Source organism: Acinetobacter sp. 5862 (genome assembly GCF_024494585.1).
Lineage (GTDB): Bacteria > Pseudomonadota > Gammaproteobacteria > Pseudomonadales > Moraxellaceae > Acinetobacter.
Window position 1 is genome coordinate 1 of sequence record NZ_JANHGP010000003.1, and the last position, 23,815, is coordinate 23,815.

Here is a 23,815-nt window from a genome sequence, read left to right on the forward strand (position 1 = left end):
TCCTCTCAGACCCGCTACAGATCGTCGCCTTGGTAGGCCTTTACCCCACCAACTAGCTAATCCGACTTAGGCTCATCTATTAACGCAAGGTCAAATGATCCCCTGCTTTCCCCCGTAGGGCGTATGCGGTATTAGCATCCCTTTCGAAATGTTGTCCCCCATTAATAGGCAGATTCCTAAGTATTACTCACCCGTTCGCCGCTATCTATTCTAGCAAGCTAGAATAAACCGCTCGACTTGCATGTGTTAAGCCTGCCGCCAGCGTTCAATCTGAGCCATGATCAAACTCTTCAGTTTAAAATCAATAGTGCTTTATTCAAAACACCAAATCTGGCTCATCAATTTTCTGACTAAAAATTCGCTCAAATAAACTTCGAGTAATTTCTACCATTCAATCAATGAAATATTTTCGATTGATCAACCAGTAAAAATCCACACAAGTTGTTCTTCTATTCTCTTAATGATCTTCTCGATGATTCGTCATCATCAAGCTAGGTCGGCTATGTTACTCTAATCTAAACTAAAGTCAACAGGTAATTTCGATATTTTTAAAACCCACCAATCAACCCAAGAATCCAACCAATCTAGCCAAATCCTTGTTTCTCAACAAGTTTTTATCTGCATCACCGCCGATGGATGTGCATTCTACACCATTCCTCTCCCAACACAACCCCCTTTTTTATTATTTTCTTTTGCATGTTTCTTTTTTCTACAATATTAGTGTTTTCGTTGTTTTTATCAGCTATTTACGTATAAAAAGCAGGCTAATGGCCTGCTATTTATTTTTTCCATTGTGATTTAATCAGTAAAAGTCACACGAGCAATCGCTTTTTTACCCGATTGGATGATTAAAGTGACATTCTCTTTTACAGAGAAGCTCATATCAACCACATTCCAGTCAACTTTAACCGCACCACGACCCACGGCATCTTTTGCAGCAGCTGCATTTGGGTTTAAACCAGCAACACGAAGAATTGTGGCAATAAATAACTCACCACCAAACTCACCACGAGAAATTGTCACTTCTGGTGTATCTTCAGGTACTTCGCCTTCGGTTACACGATTGCCTGCGCTCTTGTGTGCATTTTCAGCCGCTTCTGCATCATGGAAACGCTCCACCAGCTCAAGTGCCAAGATACGTTTGATTTCTTGTGGATTGCGACCCGCAGCCATTTCATCCAGCAAGACTTTGATTTCATCAAGTGACTTAAAGCTGAGTAAATCAAAGTAGCGTTCAATCAAGCTATCTGGCATTGACAGGATTTTTTGGTACATTGCGCCTGGGGTATCAAATACACCAATATAGTTGCCTAAAGATTTAGACATCTTATTGACGCCATCTAAACCTTCAAGAATCGGTACAGTGATGCAGACTTGTGATTCTTGACCGTAACGACCTTGTAAAGTACGTCCCATGAGCAAGTTAAAAGTTTGGTCTGTTCCACCTAACTCAACATCTGCTTCAAGCGCAATCGAGTCATAGCCTTGTACCAATGGATATAAAAACTCATGGATCGCGATTGGCTGGTGGTTGTTATAGCGCTTGGTAAAGTCATCACGTTCCAGCATACGTGATACAGTTTGCTGACTTGCCAATTGAATTAAATCAGCTGCAGTTTTTTGGCTAAACCATTCTGAGTTAAAACGAACTTTGGTTTTATTTGGATCTAAAATTTTAAAAACTTGTTCTTGATAAGTCTTGGCATTGGCAAGTACTTGCTCTTGCGACAACGGCGGACGTGTTGCACTTTTGCCTGTTGGATCACCGATCATGGCGGTATAATCACCAATCAAGAAAGTAACCTCATGTCCCAAATCTTGGAAGGTTTTTAATTTATTGATTAGAACCGTATGTCCTAAGTGTAAATCAGGAGCCGTTGGGTCAAAGCCTGCTTTTACACGGAGTGGACGATTCTCTTTCAGTTTTTTCAATAAATCTTCATCAGAGATAATCTCGTGCGTGCCTCGTTGAATGAGAGCAAGCTGTTCTTCGGCTGGCAAGAAATTTGACATCACAAAACCTAAACACATCAGTTATTCAATTTGTGCGATATACTAACATTTTTTCAGCATCTTGCAGGATAAGTTGTATATGAGCGCGATCTATATTGGTGTAATGACAGGCACGAGCATGGATGGTGTTGATATTGTTGCAAGTTCATTTGACCCTTTAACACTACATGCCACACTGACTGTGCCTTTTGAGCCTGAATTACACGATGAATTAATGGCTTTAACGCTTCCTGACGACAATGAAATTGATCGTATGGGTAAAGCCGATGTCGCTTTGGCACAGATGATTGGACATGGCATTAATACGCTGATTGAAAGGAACAATTTAGATCGTAATCAAATCAAGGCTATTGGTTCTCATGGGCAAACTATTCGCCATCGCCCTGAGCATGGCTTTACCTTACAAATTGGTGATCCAAATATCATCACTGAAATTACTCAACTCCCCGTGGTTTCTGATTTTCGGCGTCGTGATATGGCTGCAGGAGGGCAAGGTGCTCCTTTAGTACCAGCTTTCCATCAAGCTTTGTTTCAGCATGACAGTATCCATCGGGTGATTTTGAATCTGGGTGGAATTGCCAATGTCAGTATGTTGCCTGCCAACAACCTTGACGGTGTTTATGGCTTTGATACAGGCCCTGCAAATATCTTAATGGATGCATGGTGTCATCGTCATACAGGGCATCCATACGATGAAAATGGCGACTGGGCTGCTTATGGCCATCCAATACGTTCCCTATTAGATCGATTGCACTCACACGAATACTTTTCAAAAGAACCTCCAAAAAGTACAGGTCGCGAAGACTTTAATATTGATTGGTTAGATGATCAACTGATCGATTGGCGCAATGATTTAACCTATGACGAACTCGAAGATACACCTGAAAATATTCAAGCGACCTTACTGAAACTTACCGTAAGGGCAATTCAAAAAGCAGTCTATCGTTCTAGCATGGAAACAGGCGAACTCTACGTTTGTGGTGGCGGTGCTTATAATTCTTATTTATTGGAACAATTACGTTGGCGCTTACGCAAACACAATTGGTCAGTACAAACCACGGATGCCCTTGGCTTAGCACCGACATGGGTCGAAGCGACGGCGTTTGCATGGTTAGCCATGCGTTTCGTTGAACAACTGAGTGGGAATTTACCCGCTGTAACAGGTGCATCGGGTGATCGTATTTTAGGTACGATTACGATGGTATAAAGAATAAAAAGCTTCTCAAATTGAGAAGCTTTTTTATCTTTAGAAGCTTTTTTATCTTTAGAATCTATTAAATCGAGAAAGATGATCCGCAACCGCAAGTTGTCGTTGCATTCGGGTTTTGCACCACAAAGCGAGAACCTTCCAGTCCTTCAAGATAATCAACCACTGAGCCAACCAAGTATTGATAGCTAAGTGAATCAACTAACATTTTAACGTCGCCATTGGTAAATTCAGCATCATCTTCATTAACACTTTCAGCGAAATTAAAACCATAAGAAAAGCCTGAGCATCCACCACCCGTTACATAAACACGTAACATCAAGTCGTTATTCCCTTCACTTTCGCGTAATTGGCGAACTTTGTTGGCAGCATTATCTGACAATTCAAGAGCTTGGGCATTCATGGTAGATATTCCTCAGACTTCAATACGTCTTTCATAAATAAAAGACCCGATATTCAGTATAGCATACTCAATATCGGGTCTGTATCTGAAGTTTAAAGTGCGATTAAGGACTTTTTAACAGATTATTTATAATTCTCTTCCTGCAAAGCACATTCAAAATTTTTGGCATCTTCGCGACAACGGAATTGCCATAACAACTTCATCATACGCTTATCGTAAATTCCTTTTGCTGTCAGGTTAATACGTGCCTCACGCATCAGCTTTTGGTAGCCAGGCTTGTCAGCCGCAGGAACTTCCATCCAGTATTTTTGTGGAATATCCGCTTTCATCTTGCCAAGTATGCCAAAAGCACGTGGTAACTGTGCCTTCACCCATTCCCTTGATTTTTGACCAAAACCAGCAGGGAATTTATCAGGATGGATAATCAGGTTGCCTGTCACCTGCAAGATTGGGTAATTGACAATCGCCCCTTTAGTACCTAAACCTTTGTAAAGTTCTAATGGTTTAAACGCGGCAGCAGGTGCACCTATGATGTCAACCTGACCATTATTAAATTTAGCACCAAAATTAGTGATATCTGAACTTACAGCTTGAGCACCCACTTGTGAAGCCATAATTTTTTGTGCTTCATCATAGTCTAAAACCGCAATTTTTTTACCTGCAGCTTTTGCAACGGTATTGATATTACGGTCATTTACTAATAAATATGCATCACCAATCGGAATCACACCAGCCACTTCATATTTGCCATTCACCATCGCTTTGGCAAAAGTTGGACTGGCTAACCCTTGCATCACTTTGACAGCAAGCTTAAGGTCGGTGATAGCACCAATTGCATCTAATGAGCCTGTAAATGGATTGAATTGTCGGCCTCGCATACCTGTGATACTGACGCCATCACATTTCCCTGCTTTAAAATCTTCAGCAATTACAGCTTCATTCGTCGCTACTTTGAGTTCAATATCTGCACCCCAAGTTTTAGCTGCAAGCTGATAATCTTTCATTAATGCATATACATCGCCGCTTTTACCTACGATGTCAAATACACACATTGTTTGTTTTGCTTGAGCTGCGACAGAGACAGTTGCTATGCCTGTCGCAAGTAGTAAAGGCTTAAACCATTGCATATTATTTTTCCTTTGCATCTATATTGTTTTGTTGCGAAACATTTACGTATATGAAGAGCAACGTTCTATCCTAATAAGGTCTTCAAATGAATATATGTTTAAATACAGTCGTTTTTAATCTTCCTGATTAAAACATATTTTAAATCTTCTCGATTTCATTTGTTTTTATATGAGTATGATTACGATATTTCTATATAAAGACAATGACTTAAATGACAAGCACTTAAAAACAAAAAGCCTAGAAAAATCTAGGCTTTAAGTTACTTTTATAGCATTTGATGATTATTCACCAGGTAATGCACATTCAAAGTTCGCTTTGTCTACTGAACAACGTGCTTTCTTCAATACTGACATCATACTAGCATCATAAATACCACGTTTAGTCATATCTAAACGACCATCACGCATTAATTTTTGATATTTTAACTTGTCTTCAGGAGTTAAGTTCATTTTGTATTTTGCTGGAATTTCAGCTTCATAACGCTTGATCATTGCGAAAGCTTTTGGAAGTTGCTTCACAAAATAATCACGAGATTTTTGACCAAAACCAGCTGGGAATTTTTCTGGGCGTAACACAAGATCCGCAGTCACTTGTAATACTGGGAAGTTAAACATAGCACCGTTAGCACCTAAGCCTTTGCTCAACTCTAATGGCTTATATGCATAAGCAGGAGCGCCTACCATATCTACTTGGCCATTGTTAAATTTAGCAGCAAAGTTAGAAATATCAGAAAGTACAGCTTGTGCACCTACGCGTTGTACCATAATTTTTTGCGCGTCATCATAACCCAATACTGCGAATTTTTTACCCGCTGCTTTTTCGATTGAGTTAATGCTCTTATCACGCACGAAAATATAAGCCGCACCTAATGGAGCAATACCACCAACTTCGTATTTATTACCACCAAGGTTAGTTACCATTTTTGCTGCATTACGTTGATCTAGAACATAAGTAATCGCACGTTGAGCGATTTCATTACTTGGCGCACCACCTAAAGAGTCAATAGAACCCGCAAACTTGTTATATGGACGAGCACGCATTGCTGTCATTGCTACAGCAGCACATTTACCCGCTTTAAAGTTATTATCAGCGACTTGTTCATCTGTGATTGCAAGAAGGTTTACATCAGCGCCCCAGCCTTTTGCTGCAAGTGCCCAGTCCTGCATCATTTTGTATGATTCACCTGACTTTCCTAATAAGTCGAATACACACACATCAATTGCTGCTTGAGTAGAAGCAGATACACCTAAGATCGAAGTTGCTGCAATAGCTAACGCAATTTTTTTCATATTTTTCATCCTTCCACAAACTTTATGTTTGTCTCCTTGTTCGAAGCAAATATTAATCATGTTTTTCAAAAAAAAATAGAGCTTGTGCTCTATTTTTATGTCAATAATGTTTACTTTTTGTCCTGTTTTATCTCATTCACTTATTTTCATAAACATATTTGTGATAAGTGATGACTTTCGTTAATCAATTTATAAATTCAGGAACAAAACTATAACTATTCGGCACTCAAAGAACATTCAAAGTTAGTGCGTTCAACCGTACAACGTGCTCGTTTGAGGACGTTCATCATGCTGGCATCGTAGACCCCTTGTCTAGTCAAGTTCATTCGTCCATCACGCAACATTTTTTGATAGCGAATTTTATCTTCACTAGACAATGTAATTCTTTTCGCATTCATACCCGCTTCTAAACGCTGTACCATTGCGAAGTTACTTGGCAATTTGTTCACGAACCATTGTCGAGATTGGGTACCAAAACCACTTGGGAATTGCCCAGGGCGAATAATTAAATCCCCCGTGATGTTCACAACTGGAAAATTAAATAATGCGCCATTTGCTAAACCTTTACTAATTTCTAAAGGTTTATATGCATATGCTGGTGCAGCAATTACATCTACCTGACCACTATTAAACTTCTTCACAAAATCTGAAATATCAGAGGGCACAGCAACAAGATTTATGCTTTCAACAATCGTTTTTTGCGCTTGATCATAATGTAAATACGCAAATTTTTTGCCTTTGGCCTTTTCAATCGTATCTATATTTTTATCACGTACGAAAGTATAGGCTAAGCCAACTTGAATAATACCAACAACTTCGTATTTCTCACCATTGGTTGTTGCAGTTAAACGGTGTTGGTTACGCTTATCAAGCACATAAGTAATTGCTTTCTGTGCAATCGCATTGCTAGTCACCGCACCTATAGCATCAACAGATCCTGCAAATTTATTATATTTACGAGCACGCATAGAGGTCATATAAACCCCGTCACATTTGCCCGCATCAAAATCTTTTTCTGCTTTCTCTTCATCCTGATAAGGGATCAGCTCAACATCAGCTTGCCATGTTTTTGAGGCAAGCTTCCACTCTTCAACAAGTTTGTAAGACTCGCCAGCTTTTCCCAATAGATCAAATACACAAATTTCTTGTTTTGCCTGTACAGGAGTAGTCATGACAAATAGAGTCGCAGCACTCAATGCCAAAAGTCCTTTTTTCATTTTGTTTTCCCTTATTTGCTGTTTTTGCATATTTTTCCACCACCGAGAGACGAATATAGTCAGATCTTAACTAAAAGCCTAGTCCTTTTATTTACATACATCGGGTTTTACTGATTTTTAATAGTACTCATCACATTTTACTCATTGATAAAATATCTATTTTCCCTATCAAATGATTTGTTCAAATCACCACACAATTCAATCTGGATTCAGATTTTTATTCACCTCCCAATGAACATTCAAAACGGGTTCTTTCCACTGAACAACGTGCCCGTTTCAACACGCCCATCATCACTGGGTCATAAATACCATCTTTGGTAAAACGGATTCGTTGCTCCCTGAAAAGTTTTTCATAATTCTCAACTTCTTGCTTAGAAAGCGAATATTTATATTTTGTTGGAATGGCATCCTCAAGCCGTTTAATCATGGCAAAACTTGTTGGAATTTGTTGTATAAACCATTCCCGTGAATTCAGAGAGAAACCTGCGGGAAAAGAATTTGGGCGAATAATCAACTCAATCGTAATATTCACAACAGGAACGTTGTCAAACATTGCCCCTATTGTTCCCAGTCCTTTCTCAATTTCCAGAGCTTTATAGGCATAGGCAGGCGATGCAATCACATCGGCCTGATTGGCATTAAATTTTTTGGCAAAATCAGAAACGTCTGATGGCAACCCAACCATTCCGATTGCTTCAAGAATTTTCCTTTGTGCATCATCATGTTTCAGATAAGCAAATTTTTTGCCTTTGGCTTTAGCAAGCGAGTTGATACTTTTATCATGTACAAAAATATAGGCCAGACCAAACTGGGAAATCCCTGCAACCTCAAAGGTATCTCCATCTATTGTTGTGATCAGACGGCGTTTATTACGCTTATCCAACGCAAAATGGATCGCTTTTTTTGCCACCTGATTATTGATCACACCACCAATTGCATCTATTGAACCTGCAAACTTATTGTATTTACGGGCGCGCATGGAGGTCATATATACTCCCTCACACTCACCAGCTTCAAAATCATTCTGTGCCTTGGCTTCGTCCTTATAGGGAACCAACTGAATCTTGGCTTGCCAAACCTGTGCAGCCAGCGCCCATTCCTCCGCGACTTTATACACTTCTCCCGCTTTTCCCATCGGATCAAACACACAAATTTTTTGTTTTGCCTGAGTTTGACCCGCAACGCTGAACAATGTTGCAGCAGCTAAAGCGAATAATCCTTTATTCATTACATTCTCCCTATAGAATTATTTAATCATCAAAAATTTAAAATCTATTCACCACCCAGTGAACATTCAAAACTGGTCCGATCCACCGTACAGCGCGCACGCTTGAGCACGTTCATCATGGTGGCATCATAAATACCTCGTGAGGTCAAGCCAATACGTGCCTCACGTAGGATTTGCTGATAACGCGTCCTGTCCTCATTGCTCAGATTCATTTTATATTTGGCGGGTAATTCCGCTTCAATCCGCTGAATCAGGGCAAAGTTGGTATTGAGGCGGTTAATGAACCAGGCCCTCGAATGTTGGCCAAAACCACTGGAGAATTTTTCAGGACGAATGATCAGGTCCATGGTCATGTTGACAGCTGGAAAAGTAATAATTGCCCCCTCATGTCCCAAACCTTTAAAGAGTTCTAATGGTTTATAGGCATAAGCTGGTGCGGTCATAATATCGGCTTGGCCATTGTTAAATTTTTTAGCGATATCGGAAATGTCCGAAAGGACCGCTTGCCCACCCAAGCTTTTAACAACGATTTTTTGTGCTTCATCATAGCCGAGAACAGCAAATTTTTTACCTTTGATGTGCTCAATGGTATCCATTTTTTATCTTTAACGAAAATATAAGCCAGACCAATTTGTGATATACCGACAACTTCGTAGACCTGATTACCTATACTACTGGTCAGACGACGTTGATTACGCTTATCTAAGGCAAAACTAATGGCTTTTTGTGCAATTGCATAACTCGGTACAGCACCAATCGCATCGACAGAACCTGCAAATTTGTTATAACTCCGCGCACGCATAGATGTCATGTACACACCATCACATTTGCCCTGCTCGAAATCATTCTGGGCCTGAGCTTCATTTTGATAACCCAGTAAAGTGATGTCACTGCGCCATGTTTTGGCCGCCAAAGCCCATTCCTCCATGGCTTTGTAGGCTTCACCAGACTTACCCAATAAATCGAAAACACAAATTGTGGTTGAGGCATTTACCTGAGTATTTAAACCCAAAAGTAGCATCGCCCCTAATGCAAGAATTCCATTCTTCATTCATAATCCTGTTTCTATATTTCTAGTCTTGTTACTTATTTTTTCATATAAACTAAATAATAATCTGATTTGCATCACAAAAATAGAGCTTTTGCTCTATTTTTATTGGTAGAATGATTTAATTCGATCAGTTTGATCTGTAATATAAAAATTTGCATTCATGGGCGATCACCTTAAAATGCAGCTATCTCTTCGCTATTTTGCATACTCATGATTCAATTTGACCAAGTTTCATTACGCCGTGGTGGGCGAGTTCTATTTCAAAAAGCATCGATGCAGCTTCATCCTGGCTGGAAAATTGGTCTTACTGGCGTGAATGGCGCAGGCAAATCAACACTATTTGCTGCTTTCTTAGGTGACTTGGTTGCAGATGAAGGGAATCTAACTCGTCCAGCGGTTTGGACTGTGGCACACATGGCTCAGGAAATTAAAGCCTTAGAAATGCCAGCAATTGATTTTGTTTTGTCTGGTGACGAAGAATATTGGGACATTCAAGAAAAATTAGCGCATCCAGATCAACTGAGTAATGATGATTTAGCCAAATTACATGGTCGATTTGATGAAATTCATGGTTATGCAGCACCTGCGAAAGCAGCCCAATTAATGGCAGGTTTAGGATTTCTTGACCATCAAATCCGTTTAAATGTCGCAAGCTTCTCTGGTGGTTGGCGGATGCGTTTAAACTTAGCACGCACCTTAATGAGTCGTTCAGACTTACTGTTATTAGATGAACCAACGAACCATTTGGACTTAGACGCCATCTTATGGCTAGAAGATTGGCTTAAAGCCTATGAAGGAACACTGGTCCTGATTTCGCATGACCGTGATTTTCTCGATGCAATTACGGATCATATTCTTCATATTGAAAATCAAGAGTTAACCTTATATACAGGCAACTACTCTACCTTTGAAACGACACGTAGCGAGCGCTTAGCACAACAACAACAGGCTTTTGAAAAGCAACAAGAAACACGCGCCCATCTGCAAAAATTTATTGATCGCTTTAAAGCCAAAGCAACTAAGGCTCGCCAAGCGCAAAGCCGTATCAAACAGTTGGAACGCATGCAACAACTTGCGCCTGCCCATGTCGATACACCATTTACCTTTAGCTTCCGTGAACCCACGAAAATGAGTTCACCCTTGCTGAGTTTAGATGCAGCGACTATTGGTTATGGCGATAAAATGATTGCTGAAAAAATTCGTCTGCAAATTACTCCAAGTTCTCGTATTGGTTTACTAGGGATGAACGGCGCAGGTAAATCAACGCTGATCAAAACTTTGGTGGGTGATTTACCATTACTTGCTGGCGAACGTAAAGCCTCAGAATTACTCAATATTGGATATTTTGCTCAGCACCAGATGGATGCTTTAGATGCCAATGCTAGTCCAATGCTGCAATTGGCTCGTATTGCTGACAAAAAGATCAGTGAAGCCGCATTGCGTGCTTTTTTAGGTGGATTTGGCTTTAGTGGCGAACGTATGGATACGCCATGTGAAAGCTTTTCAGGCGGCGAACGTGCTCGCTTAGCTTTGGCACTGATCGTATGGCAGCGCCCAAATGTTTTAATTCTAGATGAACCAACCAACCATTTAGACTTAGATATGCGCCATGCTTTAAGTATGGCTCTACAAGACTTCGATGGTGCCGTGGTCCTAGTTTCACATGAACGTCAACTGATTGCGAGTGTCTGTGATGATCTACTTTTAGTACATGCAGGAAAATGTACGGAGTTTGAGGGTGATTTACAAGACTATGCCAAGTGGTTACGTGAAGCGCGCCAACAGCTCATTAATTCACAGAATGCAGTACAGCAACAAACAGTAGCGCCTCAAAATACAGCAGCTAAAGTTGATAAAGAAGCTCAACGTAAAGAAGCGGCTCGTCGTCGTGAAATAACTCGTCCTATTCGAAAAAATATTGAGAAAGCTGAAACTCAAATTGAAAAGATTCAGCCACGCTTAGCTGAAATTGAAAATGCATTAGCAGACAGCACTCTGTATGAAGCTCATCGTAAAGATGATTTGATTAAGCTAATGAATGAACAAACTGAGCTAAAATCTAAGCTGGAACAGTACGAAGAACAACTGTTAGAGTTGATGATGGAGCTTGAAGAGTTAGAAAGTTCTTTTGAAGTTTAAAATAAATGCCTAATTCTCTTTTTGGGAATTAGGCTTTTTCTAATCATAGAAGAATAAATAACGACATTACGATTTGCTTAGAGACTAAAAAATAATAAGAATACCGATAAAAGTGCCATGATTCTGCCAATCATTTCAGATCAGGTCTAAATTGGAATTTTCTCATAAAATTGAGCTTTAGGTTCAGGCTAGATATACTCAACCTTATCATTTTAAAGTTATTACTTTTAAATGCGCATCGAGAACTAAGTTCATTTTATATTTTTGTACTTCAATTTGGTGAGTACTCGATTTTGGATCATACAAACTGAATGAATTCTTTAGATTTTATTTTTAACTTTGAACATATTCTTCCCATTTTAATTCAAGAATATGGCTTATGGATTTATGCGATCCTATTTTTGATTATCTTTTCAGAAACCGCCTTTGTGTTTATGTTCTTTTTACCAGGCGATAGTCTTTTGCTCACCGTAGGCGCTTTATGTTCAGTTATTGAATTTATGCATTTGGGTTATATGATTAGCTTACTTTTTATAGCTGCGGCTTTAGGCTACATGGTGAATTATCACATTGGTCGTCATGTTGGTGACCGAATTTTTAATATGGAATCTCGATTTATCAAACAAGAATATGTAAAGAAAACTAATACATTTTTCTTAAAACATGGTGGGAAAACTATTCTATTGGCTCGTTTTATCCCATTTGCACGTTCTTTTGCACCTTTAGCCGCTGGTTCTAGTGCTATGAATTATACCCATTTCGTAATTTATAATATCTTAGGCGCGCTATTATGGATTAGTGTGCTGGTTACTGCTGGTTATTTATTTGGGCATGCACTCATTCAAGTCAGCGATTTAGTTGAAACCTAATCAACGGAATGTTCCACGTGAAACCTTCATATAAGAAAAAGGCGATGCATCAAGCATCGCCTTTTTCTTATATACGAGAGAAATAATACAAACTAAATCTCACATTAATTTAATTAAGCATCAATATCCGCATTTAGTGCATTTTCTTCGATGAAGGCACGACGTGGTTCTACATCATCACCCATCAAACAAGAGAACATACGATCTGCTTCAATTGCATCATCAATGGTCACTTGCAACATATTTCGATTTTCAGGATCCATCGTCGTTTCCCAAAGCTGCTCAGCATTCATCTCACCCAAACCTTTATAGCGTTGGATCATCATGCCACGGCGCGAGTCTTGTAAAATATGTTGCCATACTTGATGGAAATTACTTACCTGAATACGACGCTCGCCTTTTTGCAGATAAGCTCCTTCTTCAAGTAACTTAAACCAGCTCTTCGAATTCTTCAATAAACGCGCATATTCAGCAGAATTTAACAGACCAGCATCGAGTAAATACGAATGCGGTAAGTTATGTACATAGACAGTGACACGTGGCCAATAATGTGCTGATTTCTCACCTTGTGCATTTTCACGTTCAAACGTTTCTAATGTAATCTCAGGACGTAAGCTTGGTTGTAACTTTTCAATTGCAACACGTAATTGCTCAGCCCATGATTCAACATAGTCACGTTCATGATTGTGATCTGTTTTAAATGCATCCAGCTCAAGTAAACCATCCAATAAACTTGCAGGATAGCGTTGAGTGAGACGTTGTAAGCTCTTTTGCGACACTTGATAATCCGCAATCACACTCGCTAATGCTGTACCGTTAATCGCAGGTGCTTCAGCGCTGACATGTAATGCAAGTTCATCAATCGCATTAGAAATTAGGTAGGTTTCAAGTGCATCATTATCTTTGATGTACTGTTCTTGCTTACCTTTCTTCAACTTATACAATGGTGGCTGTGCAATATAAATATATCCACGCTCAACCAATTCCGGCATTTGACGGAAGAAGAAGGTCAATAACAAGGTACGAATATGTGAACCATCCACGTCCGCATCGGTCATGATAATGATTTTGTGATAACGTATTTTGTCTGGATTGTATTCTTCACGTCCAATCCCACAACCTAAAGCAGTGATGAGCGTACCAACTTCTTGACTTGAAATCATCTTGTCGAAACGCGCACGTTCAACGTTCAAGATTTTACCTTTCAACGGCAAAATCGCCTGCATTTTACGATTACGACCTTGTTTCGCACTACCGCCCGCAGAGTCACCCTCGACTAGATACAATTCAGACAATGCTGGGTCTTTTTCCTGACAGTCTGCCAATTTACCCGGTAAACCAGCAATATCTAATGCGCTCTTACGACGAGTCATTTCGCGCGCTTTACGCGCTGCATCACGCGCACGCGCTGCATCAATGATCTTACCTGCAATCGATTTCGCTGCTTGTGGATTTTCCAGTAAATAAGCAGAAAACTCTTTGTTCATGGCCTGCTCTACCGCAGGTTTTACTTCGCTCGAAACCAATTTTTCTTTGGTTTGTGAAGAGAATTTAGGGTCAGGTACTTTCACTGAAATAATTGCAGTTAAACCTTCACGTGCATCGTCACCTGTGACAGCAACTTTTTCTTTTTTCAATAAACTTTCATTTTCCATGTAGCTGTTTAAGCCACGAGTCAATGCTGCACGGAAACCTGCAAGGTGTGTACCACCATCTTTTTGCGGAATATTATTGGTAAAGCAACGTACATTTTCCTGATAACTATCATTCCACTGCAACGCAACTTCAACCCCAATACCATTGTCAGCAGCAACGGTAAAATGAAAAATATCATTCAAATGGTGTTTACCTTCGTTAATATATTTAACGAATTCAGATAAACCGCCTTCATAATCATAAACATGCTCAAGATTGACACGCTCATCACGTAAAACGATTCGAACACCTGCATTCAAGAAAGATAGCTCTCTTAAACGACGTGCCAAAATATCGACACTAAAAATGGTTTGGCTAAACGTTAGCTCACTTGGCCAAAAACGAACCGTTGTACCCGATTTATCTGTTTCACCAATCACACGTAATGGATATTGTGAATCACCATGCTGATATTCTTGCTCGTGAATCTGTCCAGCACGATAAATTGTAAGTTGTAATTTTTTTGATAAAGCATTTACAACTGAAACGCCTACACCGTGTAAACCGCCTGACACCTTATAGCTATTATCATCAAACTTACCACCCGCATGCAGAATGGTCAAAATCACTTCTGCCGCAGATATCCCCTCTTCTGGGTGAATATCTGTTGGAATACCACGACCATTATCGGATACGCTGACCGACTCATCCTCATGGATCGTGACTAAAATTTCATCACAATGTCCTGCTAAAGCTTCATCTATGGCATTATCCACCACCTCAAACACCATATGGTGTAAACCTGTACCGTCATCAGTGTCACCGATATACATACCAGGACGTTTACGAACCGCGTCTAATCCACGTAAAACTTTGATACTAGAGGAATCATAAGCTTTTTCATTTGATTGTTCTGTTTGAGAGACTGATTGAGACTCTGAACTCATGGTTACTCCCTAGTAAATATTAATCTATCCAAAAATGAGAAAATAAAATTATGGTGCAGCAAGACTGACTTGACCGTGAACAACGTGGAATAATTGAAAAGAAATCGACAAATCCTGTAAGTGTTTTAATACCGACGCATGGTCTAAGGTGGTCATAAAAACTTGACTTCCTAACTGACTCAATCGCTCAATTAACCGTTGTTGTGCGGTCTCATCTAACTCTGCTGTCAGATCATCTAATAATACCACAGTTTCCTTATTACTCGCATGCAGCATTGCAATTTGTGACAGTTTTAATGCCATGATTAACAACTTTTTTTGCCCACGAGAGAGCACATCATCCGCATTGCCAAAAGGTGTTTTTAACCGTAAATCAGCACGATGCGGACCATACTCCGTATAACGCCGATCTAGATCTTTTTGATGCTGCTGAACCAAGTCTTGCAATAGACCTTGCTCAGTATGAAAACCAGGATTGTATTCCAGTTCTATCTCAAGATTAGGTAGCAGTATTTTTAAATCTTCATGGAAAAATTGGTTCCATTGCTCAACAATACTGACCCGCTGTGAATGCAACATTTCACCATAATCACTGAGCATTTTATTCCAAGGCTCTAAATCAGCCAAAGTCAGATTACGCCGTGTTTTGAGTAAACTATTCCGTTGTTTGAGTGCCCGAGAATAATACTGCCATGCAAAATAAAACTCAGGTTCCACGTGGAACATTAACCAATCTAATAACTGTCGTCTTGGCTTTGCGCCATGATCAATAATATCGGTACTTTGTGGATCGATATGCTGTAAAGGTAATAATTTTGCCAGTTGACCTTGAGTCGCAATGGTATCGCCATTGACCTTAATCACCTGTTCGCCCGAAGCCAACTTCTGCATACCAATACGTTCAGTGGCAGATTGCGCAAAAACAATCGCATCCCCTGCTTCATATTGAATGTAATGTTTTGGAATATGGGTGCGAAATGAACGCCCTGTTGCCAGTAAATGAATAGCCTCTAGAACTGACGTTTTTCCAGAACCATTTGCGCCGTAAAAAATATTAAACGGTTGCAACTCATGGAGTGCAACCGTCTTTAAATTACGTACACGTTCGATATTTAAACGCGTGATTTGCATGCTTTAAAACTCAAACATCAATCGTCATTAAACTCGCATTGGCATCACGACATAAGTTTGGTCTGGATGGCCTGGGTCTTGCACCAGCACCGACTGATTGGCTTCGGTCATACTCATTTTTACATCATCACCATCCAGCACACTCAGGACATCCAGAATATATTGTGCATTGAATGACATCTCCATCGGTGCATCCTGATATTGAATAACCAAGTCTTCGCTGGCCTCATCCTGTTCAGGGTTGTTGGCACGCAACTGCAAGGTATCCTGACTAAAATTCAGGAAAACCCCACGTAGTTTTTCATTACTTAGAATCGCCACACGTTGCAGCGACTGTTTAAACACATCATGGGCAATCAGCACATGCTTATCGCCACCCCGTGGAATCACACGGCGATAATCTGGGAACTTGCCATCAATCAGCTTGGTGGTAAAACGAACAGTGATATCACCCTGCTCCTTGTCACGGCTTGGGGTATTGATGGTCACGTTCAACAGTTCACGACCAATCAGCAAGGTCAGTTGTTCATCCTCAATGCTGAGTAAACGCTGTAATTCACCAACCGCCTTGCGTGGCACAATGGCCTGAATTGATGTGGAGGCTGTCGATGAAGCAGACACTTCACACAATGCCAGACGGTGACCATCTGTTGTGACTGTACGCAATTGATTTTGATCAATTTCCAGCAATGTACCCGTTAGATAAAAACGAACATCCTGAACCGCCATCGCAAAGGCAGTTTTTTCAAACAATCTTTTTAGTTCACGCTGCGTGACTTGAACCTGAGTACCTTGACTATTGTCAGTCGTGAGTAATGGATAATCTTCTGCTGGAAGGGTACCCAATACGAAACGGCTATTGCCTGATTTTAAAATACAGCGTTGGTCTTCTGTTATTTGCAAATCAATCAAGGCTGCTGTCGGAAGGGATTTACAGATTTCAACGAGTTTACGTGCAGGAACAGTTGTTTCACCTACCTCTAAACAAGCACCTTCAGATAAAGTTGTGCTTGCGACCAATTCAACTTCTAAATCAGAACCCGTGATCGTTAAGGCCTGTTGAGTGGTTTGAATTTTGACATTTGAAAGAATATTCAAAGTATGGCGACGCTCAACAGCCCCCACCACATGTGATAAAACATTGACTAAACTTTCTTTAGCGATTTTCAAACGCACGATTTTATTCCTCTTACAACAGAAGCTGATATGAATGTTAGCAGTGTACTATGCTGTACTTAAAAGTAGTTTGCAACTCTGAAAAATAGATTAACTTTGTAACAGACGAAGTAAGTTTTTATAATCTTCATTAAAAATTGGATCTTGTTCGCGCAAGCTGACCACTTTTTCGCAGGCATGCATCACGGTACTATGATCACGGCCACCAAATGCCATTCCAATCTCAGGAAAACTATCCCCTGTCAGCTCTCGGGCTAGCCCCATCGCTAATTGGCGTGGACGTGCATAAATACGGGTGCGCTTAGGTCCAATTAATTCTTTTAATGGGATACGGAAATATTCACTGACGACGCGCTGAATATTTTCCACACTAATGGTGCGTGCACGAATCGCTAAAACATCTTTTAATGACTCACGCACCACATCCAAATCAATCGCAGTGCCTTTAAAACGTGAGATAGCCACCACCTTATTGAGGGCACCTTCAAGTTCACGAACGTTTGCGACCACTTGTTGTGCAATGAATAAAGCACAATTTCGTGGCAAATCTACCCCACTATTTTCAGCTTTTTTTAGCAAAATTTCGATACGTGTTTCAATATCTGGTGGCTCAACACCAACAGATAATCCCCAAGAGAATCGAGAAACCAAACGCGGATCTAATTCCGTGAGTTCTTTTGGATAACGGTCTGAAGTTAAAATAATTTGTTTAGATTCATCCAGTAAAGCATTGAATGTATAAAAGAATTCAACAAGACTTGCTTCTTTACCAGCAAGCAAATGAATATCATCAACCAACAATAAATCTAAAGAACGACAATTTTTCTTAAACTCTTCAACCTTACCTTTCTGCAATGAACTGACAAAGTCTTGTACAAAACTTTCCGAGGTCATATACATGACACGTGCATTCGGTTTGGCTTGTAAAAGTGCATTCCCTACGGCTTGCATCAAGTGTGTTTTACCCAAACCTGTTGGACCATATAAAAATAAAGGATTGTGCTGAGATGCGCCTAATTGGGTTAATACCTTACGGCAAGTCTCAGCAGCCATTTGGTTAGAACGGCCTTCAACAAATAAAGAGAATGTAAATAATGGGTTGAGTTGTCTTTTCTTTGGTATTTTCGCGACATTTTGACTTGGTTGCACCAAATCAGTTTCTTTCTTAGCTTTAATAGGAACGATTGGAGTGGTTGAAGTGTTACCTAAAGCCGCGGTCGTGGTTGCAGGTTGCTCATGAGAAGACAAAATAGTACCTGGACGCGAATCAACCAAGATTTCAACCTGACGTACTCGACCTTCCGACAATTGCTCAGCAAGAATTGAAATTAACTCTAAATGGTTGTCTTGAATATAACGTGTCCAATATGGGTTAGGTGCATATAAACGCATCACACCGTCAACTTCTTCAGCAACCAAAGGACGAATCCACATCGCAAAGACGTTGTCAGAGAGCTCTTGTCGCAAGCGAGTTAAGCAGTCTGTCCAGAGCATGTGCATCCCCTAATATCCATTTTAAATTCAAAAATAAAGAAACCACCACTCCCATCTTTCGAAGGGGTCGCCATTCTAACCAAGTTATCCACATCTGTCAGGCAAATTTATGAGACTTTTGCCGAAAAAGAAAGCATTTGATTATAAATTTAAATTTAAAACCACTTGTGCATAACTTTTTGCACAAGCTGTGGATAGTTTTAGTGCTAAAGTTATCCACAATTTATAAAATTAATAAAAACATGGTTATCCACAAATTAAATCCTTGTTTAAACGTATAAAAACATCAATTTCCACAGAAAAAATGCATACTAATAAGAATAAATTTAAATTTTAAAATTTGAATTTACTTATAAGATTGGGTTGGGTTGTGGATAACTGAGCATATCGAAATTTAAATTCAAAATCCAAGAATTAAATTTAAACTAGAATCTTGATTGTTGATAAGCCTGTATGTAAGCTGTGAATATAGTTGAATATTGATATAATATAAAGGGATAGCTTGTGTATATTTTTTTGTTTTCCATCATGCGAGATATTTGCTAGGTGTTTTATTGCTCCAAAACAGAACAAACAAAATGTAAAGTTTTTGATTTTTCATTGACAGCGTAAACATTGCACAATAAAATCGCGGACCTTTATAGAAAGATCATTTTGGGAGTTTCGATATGAAACGTACTTTCCAACCATCTGAATTAAAGCGTAAACGCGTTCATGGTTTCCGCGCTCGTATGGCTACTAAAGCAGGTCGTCAAGTTTTAGCTCGTCGTCGTGCAAAAGGTCGTCATAGCTTAACTGTTTAATACTGTTAAGCTGACCAGATTTGGGTGATGGCACTTTACAGTTTCGGCATTGAATCTCGTATTCGTTGTGCCGCTGATTACAAAAGTGTATTTGATGGTGCACTTTTTAAAGTGCACCAGCCCCATTTCCTTTTTTTAGCAAAATTAACCGAACAGCCAAATAGCCGTTTGGGTATTGTCGTTGCTAAAAAGAAAGTACGTCGTGCTCATGAACGAAATCGAATAAAACGTCTTGCTCGGGAGAGCTTTCGCTTACACAAAGTGGAATTTAATGCTGATATCGATATTGTGGTGATGCCTAAAGTTGGTATAGAAGCAATCGCAAATCAAGAATTACATCAACAATTAGAGTTTGCTTGGCAAAAATTACAACGCTTAGCAAAAAAGCATTCAAAAGCTGTTATAACATCCTCACAAAATTAGAGATCTCCAATGGTACGATTACTACATTGGTTGATAAGATGTTACCAGATTGCTATTAGTCCATTATTGGGTCCTCGTTGTCGCTATATTCCTACTTGCTCGCAATATGCGATTGAAGCATTGCAAACACATGGGGCGGTCAAAGGTGTCTGGTTATCGACTAAACGAATTTGCCGTTGTCATCCTTGGGGCGGCTCAGGCTACGATCCAGTACCACGCAAAGCACTTCGTTTTATTTCGTTTCATCAAATAGATTCTCAAATGTATCACGTTGCTGTACCCTTTCGTGATCGTTTATTCAAGCAAAATCTCTCTAACCATTTGGGATTATAGATATGCAACAATGGGCCAGATTTGCAATTCTTGGAGCCATGTTTGTTACCGCATATTTGCTTATTTTGGCTTGGCAAAAAGATTATGGTCATGCTGCACCGGCACCGCAACAACAAGCGGCGGCTGTGACTGCACATGAAGTATCTGCAGATTTGCCAAACGCTCAAAATGCAACAGCGGCTTCAGACTTGCCACAAGCAAATGTGACTGCATCACAAACCACAGAGCATAATACATCTGTGAGTCAGCAACTGATTTCAGTACAAACTGATCTTTATCACCTGTGGATCAATCCAAAAGGTGGTGATATTGTCCGTATTGAATTGTTAAGCCATGATGAAAGCAAAGACAGCGATAAGCCGTTTGTCATGCTGGAAAGTGATGCGAAACGTACTTATGTCGCTCAATCTGGTTTAATTGGTTTAAATGGACCAGATAGCAGCCGTAGCGGCCGTCCAATGTATGATGTTGAAAAAACAGCGTATACTTTGGCAGATGCGAAGAGCGTTGCAGCAAAAGATGGTAAGACACATCAAGTGTTGACTGTGCCATTGGTATTTAAAACACCTGAAGGTGTGGAAGTGATCAAGTCGTTCACCTTCACGCAAGGTGATTACCCAATTACAGTGAAACATCAGGTTGTTAACCGTAGTCAGCAAAACTGGCAAGGCCAAATGTTTGGTCAGTTAAAGCGTGACAATTCTGATGATCCAGGTAAATCTTCTCAAGGTATCTTTACTTTGGGAACTTATCTTGGTGGCGCATGGGGCACGCCAGAGGAGCATTATAACAAGTTGAAATTTGCGAATTTCAATGATGAAAAACTAAATGTCGAAGCGAAAGGTGGCTGGGTGGCCATGGTTCAGCATTATTTCGTCAGTGCCTGGATTCCTGGGAATTTAAAACTTACCCAAGCTGATGGTCAACCTTATACTGCCAAGCTGGAATCGCGTCAGTCTGCTGATGGCATGAATATCATGGGCTTTACCTCTCCAGTGATCAATGTACCTGCGGGTACGTCAATGGAAGTGGATGCACAACTTTATTCTGGCCCAAAAATTCAGTCTGAACTCAAAGATTTAGCTGCTGGTTTAAACCAAACTGTAGATTACGGTTGGTTATGGCCAATTGCCAAGTTATTGTTCCTGGGCTTGCAATTCTTCCATAATCTTGTTGGTAACTGGGGATGGTCAATTATCTTATTGACGATCTTGGTGAAGTTGATTTTATGGCCACTTTCTTCAAAAAGTTATCGTTCGATGGCGAAAATGCGTGTGATTGCACCAGAAATGCAACGTATGAAAGAAGAATTTGGTGAAGACCGTATGCGTTTCTCACAAGAAATGATGGCCTTATATAAGCGTGAACAAGTCAATCCATTGTCTGGTTGCTTGCCGTTATTGTTACAAATGCCGATTTTCTTGGCCTTGTACTGGGTATTGATGGAATCTGTTGAACTTCGTCATGCACCGTGGTTAGGCTGGATTCAGGATTTATCCGCAATGGATCCATGGTTTATCCTGCCGTTGATCATGGGTGTGACCATGTATGTTCAGCAAATGCTGAACCCACAACCGACTGATCCAATGCAGGCAAAAGTGTTCCGTATCATGCCAATCATGTTTACGGTATTCATGTTGTTCTTCCCTGCGGGCCTCGTGCTTTACTGGATCGTCAACAACAGTATTACTATTTTGCAACAATGGTTTATTAACAAAGGTGTCGAAAAAGACCGTCTCAACAAGGTTGAGCCGAGCGCTTAAGTTCGAACTTTTACTGAATAAATCCGCTTAAGATGGTAATCTTAGGCGGATTTTTCTTTGTCTGTATTTAGGGTTCCTGTTTCATAACCCTCGTGTTTTTTAGGTGAATTTAACATGCAACATCAAACCACAATTGCTGCGATTGCTACCCCATTAGGTCGTGGTGGTGTGGGCGTGATTCGACTTTCTGGACCGAAAGCCTATGCAATAGCAGAGCAACTAACCCAGAAAAAACTTCCTGCTGCACGATTGGCGGGCTTCCGTCAGTTTTGTGATGCCGATGGTTCCGTTATGGACGAAGGGATTGTGCTCTGTTTTCCGAATCCTCACTCGTTCACGGGTGAAGATGTGGTGGAATTACAGGGGCATGGTGGCCCTGTCATCCAAAATGCTTTGCTGGCACGTTTGCTCGATTTGGGCGCGACTGCTGCAAAGGCAGGTGAATTTTCCATGCGTGCCTTTGAAAATGGCAAAATGGATTTAGTACAGGCGGAAGCGATTGCTGATTTGATTGATGCTACCTCACAGGCGGCTGCACGTTCGGCAGTTCGTTCCCTACAAGGTGCATTTTCAACCAAAATTAATACGGTTTTAGAAAAGCTCATTCACTTGCGTTTGCATGTTGAAGCCGCGATTGATTTTCCAGAAGAAGAAATTGATTTCCTTGCCGATGGCAAGATTTTAGCTTTGCTGGATGATGTACAGGATTCGGTCAAGGCAGTACAGCAATCTGCACGCCAAGGACAGTTGTTACGTGAAGGGTTACAGGTGGTGATCGCGGGTAAGCCCAATGCGGGTAAATCGAGTCTGTTAAACGCACTTGCAGGGCATGAGCGTGCCATTGTGACCGATATTGCAGGTACTACTCGTGATGTACTACATGAAAAGATCAGTTTAAATGGCTTGCCGATCACCTTAACTGACACTGCTGGTTTACGTGAGACGGGCGATATTGTGGAGCAGGAAGGGATTCGTCGTGCAATCAAGGAAATCGAACAAGCCGATTTGCTGCTGTTGGTGTATGATTTGAATCAAGGTGATGAGCCATTGCAATTGGCGTATGAATATTTTTCAGAGCATCTTGAGCCAAAACGTTTGCTATTGATTGGCAATAAATGCGATTTAACGGGTCAAGATGCCACATTAAGTGATTATCAAGGCTTCCGTCATATCAGTGTCTCCGCAAAACAAGATATGGGTGTTCAGGCGCTCATAGAGGCGATTACAGCGCATGCGGGCTTCCAACCTGAGGAAGACACCTTTATCGCCCGAACACGTCATTTAGATGCAATGAAGCGTACTCAGCGCTATCTTGCAGAAGCACGTGAGCAGTTAGTTGTGTTTAATGCAGGTGAACTTGTAGCTGAATCATTGCGACTGGCTCAAAATGCGTTGGGCGAAATCACGGGTGATTTCAGTGCTGATGATTTACTCGGAAAGATTTTTGGTTCATTCTGTATTGGAAAGTAATTTTTTAAGAGTTTAAAATTTTAGGACTTACGCACTATTATTTATAGATTCTCTGTGGTAGGAGATGATTTTTATCGAGAATAAAGTCATCAATGA

18 protein-coding genes, 1 rRNA gene and 1 pseudogene are annotated in these 23,815 nt (G+C 40.4%); 8 read left to right on the forward strand and 12 right to left on the reverse strand.

Annotated features, from left to right (window positions below):
- Positions 1 to 297: ribosomal RNA gene (locus NO346_RS00030) — 16S ribosomal RNA — on the reverse strand; the annotation flags it as partial.
- Positions 298 to 798: 501 nt separating this feature from the next.
- Complete coding sequence (tyrS, locus tag NO346_RS00035; RefSeq protein ID WP_152630146.1) at positions 799 to 2,031, reverse strand: tyrosine--tRNA ligase; 1,233 nt, start codon at positions 2,029 to 2,031, stop codon at positions 799 to 801.
- Between the two features lie 61 nt (positions 2,032 to 2,092).
- Here tyrS and NO346_RS00040 point away from each other — a divergent pair, with 61 nt between their 5' ends.
- The gene (locus NO346_RS00040; RefSeq protein ID WP_256413817.1) at positions 2,093 to 3,220 is read left to right on the forward strand and encodes an anhydro-N-acetylmuramic acid kinase; all 1,128 of its coding nucleotides are present in this window, start codon (positions 2,093 to 2,095) and stop codon (positions 3,218 to 3,220) included.
- A 67-nt stretch (positions 3,221 to 3,287) separates the two neighbouring features.
- Here the strand turns inward: NO346_RS00040 and erpA are convergent, their stop codons facing one another.
- From erpA to NO346_RS00070, 6 genes and pseudogenes are all read right to left on the reverse strand, one after another.
- On the reverse strand, positions 3,288 to 3,623 hold the full coding sequence (erpA, locus tag NO346_RS00045) for an iron-sulfur cluster insertion protein ErpA (protein ID WP_005158950.1): 336 nt from the start codon (positions 3,621 to 3,623) through the stop codon (positions 3,288 to 3,290).
- Between the two features lie 122 nt (positions 3,624 to 3,745).
- Complete coding sequence (locus NO346_RS00050; RefSeq protein ID WP_256413819.1) at positions 3,746 to 4,750, reverse strand: putative solute-binding protein; 1,005 nt, start codon at positions 4,748 to 4,750, stop codon at positions 3,746 to 3,748.
- Between the two features lie 282 nt (positions 4,751 to 5,032).
- On the reverse strand, positions 5,033 to 6,040 hold the full coding sequence (locus tag NO346_RS00055) for a putative solute-binding protein (RefSeq protein ID WP_087547940.1): 1,008 nt from the start codon (positions 6,038 to 6,040) through the stop codon (positions 5,033 to 5,035).
- Between the two features lie 215 nt (positions 6,041 to 6,255).
- Complete coding sequence (locus tag NO346_RS00060; RefSeq protein ID WP_087537340.1) at positions 6,256 to 7,257, reverse strand: putative solute-binding protein; 1,002 nt, start codon at positions 7,255 to 7,257, stop codon at positions 6,256 to 6,258.
- Positions 7,258 to 7,474: 217 nt separating this feature from the next.
- Positions 7,475 to 8,485, reverse strand: a complete 1,011-nt coding sequence (locus NO346_RS00065; RefSeq protein ID WP_087537339.1) for a putative solute-binding protein — start codon at positions 8,483 to 8,485, stop codon at positions 7,475 to 7,477.
- Positions 8,486 to 8,529: 44 nt separating this feature from the next.
- Positions 8,530 to 9,536 (reverse strand): annotated as a pseudogene (locus NO346_RS00070) (putative solute-binding protein).
- Positions 9,537 to 9,746: 210 nt separating this feature from the next.
- On the opposite strand from NO346_RS00070, the gene NO346_RS00075 reads away from it, so the two are divergent.
- Together NO346_RS00075 and NO346_RS00080 are read left to right on the forward strand one after the other, a co-directional pair.
- The gene (locus tag NO346_RS00075; protein WP_256413820.1) at positions 9,747 to 11,675 is read left to right on the forward strand and encodes an ATP-binding cassette domain-containing protein; all 1,929 of its coding nucleotides are present in this window, start codon (positions 9,747 to 9,749) and stop codon (positions 11,673 to 11,675) included.
- 311 nt (positions 11,676 to 11,986) lie between these two features.
- Positions 11,987 to 12,544, forward strand: a complete 558-nt coding sequence (locus NO346_RS00080; protein WP_256413821.1) for a VTT domain-containing protein — start codon at positions 11,987 to 11,989, stop codon at positions 12,542 to 12,544.
- A gap of 113 nt (positions 12,545 to 12,657) precedes the next feature.
- Here NO346_RS00080 and gyrB read toward each other — a convergent pair whose 3' ends face one another.
- The 4 genes from gyrB to dnaA all read right to left on the reverse strand — a co-directional run bounded on the left by gyrB (position 12,658) and on the right by dnaA (position 18,927).
- Entirely contained in the window at positions 12,658 to 15,126 is a 2,469-nt protein-coding gene (gyrB, locus tag NO346_RS00085) for a DNA topoisomerase (ATP-hydrolyzing) subunit B (protein WP_256413822.1), read from the reverse strand.
- Positions 15,127 to 15,174: 48 nt separating this feature from the next.
- Positions 15,175 to 16,257, reverse strand: coding sequence for a DNA replication/repair protein RecF (recF, locus tag NO346_RS00090; protein ID WP_005158912.1), 1,083 nt, complete (start codon positions 16,255 to 16,257; stop codon positions 15,175 to 15,177).
- Positions 16,258 to 16,284: 27 nt separating this feature from the next.
- On the reverse strand, positions 16,285 to 17,433 hold the full coding sequence (dnaN, locus tag NO346_RS00095; RefSeq protein WP_256413823.1) for a DNA polymerase III subunit beta: 1,149 nt from the start codon (positions 17,431 to 17,433) through the stop codon (positions 16,285 to 16,287).
- A gap of 90 nt (positions 17,434 to 17,523) precedes the next feature.
- Positions 17,524 to 18,927 (reverse strand): chromosomal replication initiator protein DnaA, encoded by a 1,404-nt coding sequence (gene dnaA, locus NO346_RS00100; RefSeq protein WP_087537333.1) that lies wholly within the window; start codon positions 18,925 to 18,927, stop codon positions 17,524 to 17,526.
- 668 nt (positions 18,928 to 19,595) lie between these two features.
- On the opposite strand from dnaA, the gene rpmH reads away from it, so the two are divergent.
- The 5 genes from rpmH to mnmE all read left to right on the forward strand — a co-directional run bounded on the left by rpmH (position 19,596) and on the right by mnmE (position 23,719).
- Positions 19,596 to 19,730, forward strand: a complete 135-nt coding sequence (rpmH, locus tag NO346_RS00105; protein ID WP_000831329.1) for a 50S ribosomal protein L34 — start codon at positions 19,596 to 19,598, stop codon at positions 19,728 to 19,730.
- Positions 19,731 to 19,757: 27 nt separating this feature from the next.
- Complete coding sequence (gene rnpA / locus NO346_RS00110; RefSeq protein ID WP_256413824.1) at positions 19,758 to 20,153, forward strand: ribonuclease P protein component; 396 nt, start codon at positions 19,758 to 19,760, stop codon at positions 20,151 to 20,153.
- Between the two features lie 9 nt (positions 20,154 to 20,162).
- Positions 20,163 to 20,486, forward strand: a complete 324-nt coding sequence (gene yidD, locus NO346_RS00115) for a membrane protein insertion efficiency factor YidD (protein ID WP_005158905.1) — start codon at positions 20,163 to 20,165, stop codon at positions 20,484 to 20,486.
- Positions 20,487 to 20,488: 2 nt separating this feature from the next.
- Entirely contained in the window at positions 20,489 to 22,249 is a 1,761-nt protein-coding gene (gene yidC, locus NO346_RS00120) for a membrane protein insertase YidC (RefSeq protein WP_087545532.1), read from the forward strand.
- Positions 22,250 to 22,363: 114 nt separating this feature from the next.
- Positions 22,364 to 23,719, forward strand: a complete 1,356-nt coding sequence (gene mnmE / locus NO346_RS00125) for a tRNA uridine-5-carboxymethylaminomethyl(34) synthesis GTPase MnmE (RefSeq protein WP_256413826.1) — start codon at positions 22,364 to 22,366, stop codon at positions 23,717 to 23,719.
- The last annotated feature ends 96 nt before the right edge of the window (positions 23,720 to 23,815 follow it).

Coding starts and splice junctions, on each gene's coding strand:
- tyrS (WP_152630146.1), bottom strand. CDS start 2,031: ATGTGTTTAGGTTTTGTGATGTCAAATTTCTTGCCAGCCGAAGAACAG.
- NO346_RS00040 (WP_256413817.1), top strand. CDS start 2,093: ATGAGCGCGATCTATATTGGTGTAATGACAGGCACGAGCATGGATGGT.
- erpA (WP_005158950.1), bottom strand. CDS start 3,623: ATGAATGCCCAAGCTCTTGAATTGTCAGATAATGCTGCCAACAAAGTT.
- NO346_RS00050 (WP_256413819.1), bottom strand. CDS start 4,750: ATGCAATGGTTTAAGCCTTTACTACTTGCGACAGGCATAGCAACTGTC.
- NO346_RS00055 (WP_087547940.1), bottom strand. CDS start 6,040: ATGAAAAAAATTGCGTTAGCTATTGCAGCAACTTCGATCTTAGGTGTA.
- NO346_RS00060 (WP_087537340.1), bottom strand. CDS start 7,257: ATGAAAAAAGGACTTTTGGCATTGAGTGCTGCGACTCTATTTGTCATG.
- NO346_RS00065 (WP_087537339.1), bottom strand. CDS start 8,485: ATGAATAAAGGATTATTCGCTTTAGCTGCTGCAACATTGTTCAGCGTT.
- NO346_RS00075 (WP_256413820.1), top strand. CDS start 9,747: ATGATTCAATTTGACCAAGTTTCATTACGCCGTGGTGGGCGAGTTCTA.
- NO346_RS00080 (WP_256413821.1), top strand. CDS start 11,987: ATGAATTCTTTAGATTTTATTTTTAACTTTGAACATATTCTTCCCATT.
- gyrB (WP_256413822.1), bottom strand. CDS start 15,126: ATGAGTTCAGAGTCTCAATCAGTCTCTCAAACAGAACAATCAAATGAA.
- recF (WP_005158912.1), bottom strand. CDS start 16,257: ATGCAAATCACGCGTTTAAATATCGAACGTGTACGTAATTTAAAGACG.
- dnaA (WP_087537333.1), bottom strand. CDS start 18,927: ATGCTCTGGACAGACTGCTTAACTCGCTTGCGACAAGAGCTCTCTGAC.
- rpmH (WP_000831329.1), top strand. CDS start 19,596: ATGAAACGTACTTTCCAACCATCTGAATTAAAGCGTAAACGCGTTCAT.
- rnpA (WP_256413824.1), top strand. CDS start 19,758: ATGGCACTTTACAGTTTCGGCATTGAATCTCGTATTCGTTGTGCCGCT.
- yidD (WP_005158905.1), top strand. CDS start 20,163: ATGGTACGATTACTACATTGGTTGATAAGATGTTACCAGATTGCTATT.
- yidC (WP_087545532.1), top strand. CDS start 20,489: ATGCAACAATGGGCCAGATTTGCAATTCTTGGAGCCATGTTTGTTACC.
- mnmE (WP_256413826.1), top strand. CDS start 22,364: ATGCAACATCAAACCACAATTGCTGCGATTGCTACCCCATTAGGTCGT.